General features: G+C 56.0%; 3 protein-coding genes. 1 reads left to right on the top strand and 2 read right to left on the bottom strand.

Annotated elements, in window-relative coordinates:
* The coding region (locus VKV18_RS15090) for an SRPBCC family protein (RefSeq protein WP_324205009.1) at nucleotides 1–306 on the bottom strand (306 nt) is incomplete at its 3' end.
* 64 nt (nucleotides 307–370) lie between these two features.
* Here VKV18_RS15090 and VKV18_RS15085 point away from each other — a divergent pair.
* Nucleotides 371–826, top strand: a complete 456-nt coding sequence (locus VKV18_RS15085) for a peptidylprolyl isomerase (protein WP_324205008.1) — start codon at nucleotides 371–373, stop codon at nucleotides 824–826.
* Here the strand turns inward: VKV18_RS15085 and VKV18_RS15080 are convergent.
* Nucleotides 720–2,933: a hypothetical protein gene (locus VKV18_RS15080; RefSeq protein ID WP_324205007.1), complete on the bottom strand. Its 2,214-nt coding sequence runs from the start codon at nucleotides 2,931–2,933 to the stop codon at nucleotides 720–722. The two genes, VKV18_RS15085 and VKV18_RS15080, sit on opposite strands and share 107 nt — an antisense overlap.
* Between the last annotated feature and the right edge of the window lie 520 nt (nucleotides 2,934–3,453).

The following is a 3,453-nucleotide window of genomic DNA, read 5'->3' as shown; positions in this document are numbered from 1 at the left end:
TTCTAAAACCTCCTTCGTCCTCCGATGCCTATAGGCAAACAGCTCCTCCACACGCCGCCTCACCCAAATCCGCTCCCCCATCGCTCCCACTCCTCCGAGAGGAAGCTCGTATTCCACCGTGTCGCAAAGGCGGGTTTGGTTAGGGTTGAGGGCTTCCAACCGATGGGTGTGCTGCCATCGGCGAAACGGCCCTGCCTCCTGTCTGTCGGTGAAGGCATGGGGTGGGTTGTACTCCATTTTATGGTGAAACTCCCAAACGCGCTCGAGGGGAGCGTTGATCTCACAGACAAACCGGAGTTGGGGCATGTATGTTGTTCCTCTTTTCAAAGCAGGTACACTGTTTCTACGAACAAGAGGAAGGAAAACAAAAATGTCGGATCGCATTGCGGTTTTAGAAACAACAAAAGGCACCATTCGCTTTCGCCTTTACGAAAGTCTGGCACCCATTACCACCAGGAACTTCATCGAGCTTGCGGAAAAGGGCTTCTACAACGGGCTAACTTTTCATCGGTATGTGCCCGGCTTCGTCATTCAGGGGGGGTGCCCGCTCGGCACGGGCACAGGAGATGCCGGGCATACCATCCCTCTAGAGGTCACTCCGGAGCTAAAGCATAACAAGGCGGGAATGGTGGCTATGGCACGCGCTCAAGACCCCAACAGCGCCTCCTGCCAATTCTACATCACATTGGCACCGGCCTCCCATCTCGATATGAAATATGCTATTTTTGGAGAGGTGATAGAGGGCCTGGAGAACGTGATGGCTCTGCGCCAGGGCGACCGGATGCTGAAGGTGACGATTGAGCCGGGGAGCGAGGAGCAGCCATAGGACCTCTGTAAAAGATGTCTATGATGCCGAGATTCACGGTTTGGTTCGCATAGTGTAAGGAGAAGGGCAGAGGCGGATTCATCACCCGGATGCGAGGGTCGAAGGGCGGGTTGAGCTGGATGGAGGGGGGTAGCACCACCACCACACGATACTGCCCTTCCGTGAGGTTCTGTATTCGAAAGGCGCCATTGCTATCCGTTACGTCCGAACCGCTGATCCATCGAAAGGCGAAGGGAATAGGGTGAAAAGGCGGAAACAGAGGCCCATTGCCGTTGGGTTCGAGCACCTCGTGAAATGCGTTGGCCAGTAGAACCTCTTGCAGGGGCGGCAAACCGTTGAGTCGCCAAGGCATGATACCTACCTGTACTCCCGCCAAAGGCCGTCCGTTTAGTCGAAGGATACCGTAGACGGTTCCGGTGTGGAACAGGGGGCGTTCAGCCCGAATACGGGCCATAAAGGTGGAAGGCATATCGGCGGCACGGTACCACTTCAAGGCGTTTTTAACGTCACCAAACCTACGATAAAGGTCGCCAATAAGACGTTTGCTGAAACGATCAGGGCAAGCGAAATTCCTCGGGTTTGCCCACTTATCGAGTAGGGCATGATTCTGAGGCGTCGCCGCACAGATGAAAAAGAGCGTCGTCACAACCGATCCCACCCGGCTGAGATGAGGCCCGTTGGAAAGATCGCTCAACAGCACGTCGAGAGCGCTTGTGGTGTCGAAACGCAGGGCACTGCAGTCGAAGAGATGCTCTGTGGCGATCCAGGAAAGCGCCGAGTGATAGTGTTTCTTCAGGAGGAAGTCTCTTGCTTTCAAAGCCGATTCGCGAGTGGCGCTCAGGCCGTTGATCGTATAGCCCATTTGCGTTACGTTAACGACGTTGCCGTTGGGCTGAAACAGAAGCACGCTTCGTGTGGGTCGGGCGGAATTTTGCCCCATGGGAAGGTAGAGCCGTCTGGCTAAAGCCTGCGCGGCAGCCAACCCATCCGGCACTCCGGAGCCTGGGCGGCGAGGGCTGTAGGGAACCGAGATGGCATTGAGAACATCAGGCTGGAGGTCAAAACGCGCGGCCAACGTCGAGGCAGAGAAGGGCCGTTGGAGCCAGAACGAGATACAGAAAGCCAAGACGGTCAAAGCGGTTAGCCCGAAACGCGCCTTTGCAACGAGGCCAGGTCGGCCCAGAATCAGCAAAAACAGCCCTGCAGCAAACCACGCAGTGGCGACGGAGAAGAGGTAGTGCGAAACGACCCAACGCCATTCCGCCGTATTGAAGGTTCCTAAAGCCTGTAGACGAGTAAGCAGCGGCTCAAGAGAACTTGGCACAGTGAAACGGGCAAAAATCCAGGTGATGACTCCCCAAAGCGCCCCCTGCACAAGCAATGTCTTGTAAGGAAAAGGGGTCTTCTTCTCTTTAAGGGAACCTTCCCAAAGAAGCCCTTCCGGATGCAGCCCAACCCAGAGTGCCACACCAAGCGCCACAAGACGCAGTGCCCAGAGGGGAGACCAGGGGGCAGCCACCAACATGTATTTACGAATGGGCGCCGCCGGAGGCATGAGTGCCCCGATGAGAAGCCAGAATGCAAGCAAGGGAACGCCGCACAAAAGAATAACGTGCCAAAACCTGTTTGGTCTATGAAGGCGCAGTGTGCCCGACAGATGATTCGTGCCGGCTGAAGGAGCGTTGGTGGCGGGTTCGAGCACGAGCGGGCGATAGATTGGGTTGAAGAGGCAAAGGGCTATATAGAGCAGAAGAATGCTTCCCACTAAGCCGAGAAGGATGAGAAAGGGGAGCGGCATGTCCCGTAGATCGATAAGGTTTTGAATGAGGGCGAGATTCCAGTTGAGTAGGGCCGGAATGGGAAGCCTGTCCGTAACCTCTTGGTAGACGATGCCGGGGTCGGGTGTAAGGATGTGGGGCAGTGTGGCGATGGCAACCGTGCGGAACCCTATAAGCAACCCAATAAGGGGCAGCAGCAGCAAAAGCAGGCCATCACGTAGCCTTAGCCGATCGGAGAACGCGGAAGCGATCGCCCTTGGCGCCTCCGATTCGGTAGTTTCTCCGATCTGTGGGCTGGTTTCTACATTTTGGGTTGGGTCTATCTCCATGGAAAAGGCAGCGAGAAAACCGCCCTATGCCAAGCACGTAGCGGAATCGCCGCACCTCCTTTCTGCAGGTAAGTGTGCACCCTTTTAAGGGATTCTCTTCTTATACGGCGCCCCCATTGTTTTACCACTCCAGCCCTTTCTCATACAATGCGGTCTTATGTTGCCCCTACCACGACAGTGCGCCTGCACCTTGCAAATTCACGGTGCATGAGGTGCTCCAGTTTCTGCCAGCCCCACCCCCTATCAGGGAGATGGCACCTCGCGGTGAGCGTCCTAGCGGACAGCACCTTTGCAGCCTGTTTCATCAGCTTAATTGCCTATCTCGCTGGCCGCTGCATCGCGGTGCGCTAGCACCTCCCTAACCGGTGGGAATTGAAATTCAAGATTTCTCGCCTTCGGCTCGAAATGACAGTTGTGTCATCGGCTTTAAGCCCCTCCCCAACCCTCAAGGCCGATACAGGGGTCTCCAGAAAATCGCAAGATATTCTGGGGCAGGGCGCCCTTCCCCTCAAGGCCCCAC

The organism is Chthonomonas sp. (assembly GCF_035294505.1).
GTDB lineage: Bacteria > Armatimonadota > Chthonomonadetes > Chthonomonadales > Chthonomonadaceae > Chthonomonas.
The sequence above is the reverse complement of the archived record's forward strand: the minus strand, read 5'-3'. Positions and strand labels throughout refer to the sequence as shown.

Coding starts and splice junctions, on each gene's coding strand:
- VKV18_RS15085 (WP_324205008.1), top strand. CDS start 371: ATGTCGGATCGCATTGCGGTTTTAGAAACAACAAAAGGCACCATTCGC.
- VKV18_RS15080 (WP_324205007.1), bottom strand. CDS start 2,933: ATGGAGATAGACCCAACCCAAAATGTAGAAACCAGCCCACAGATCGGA.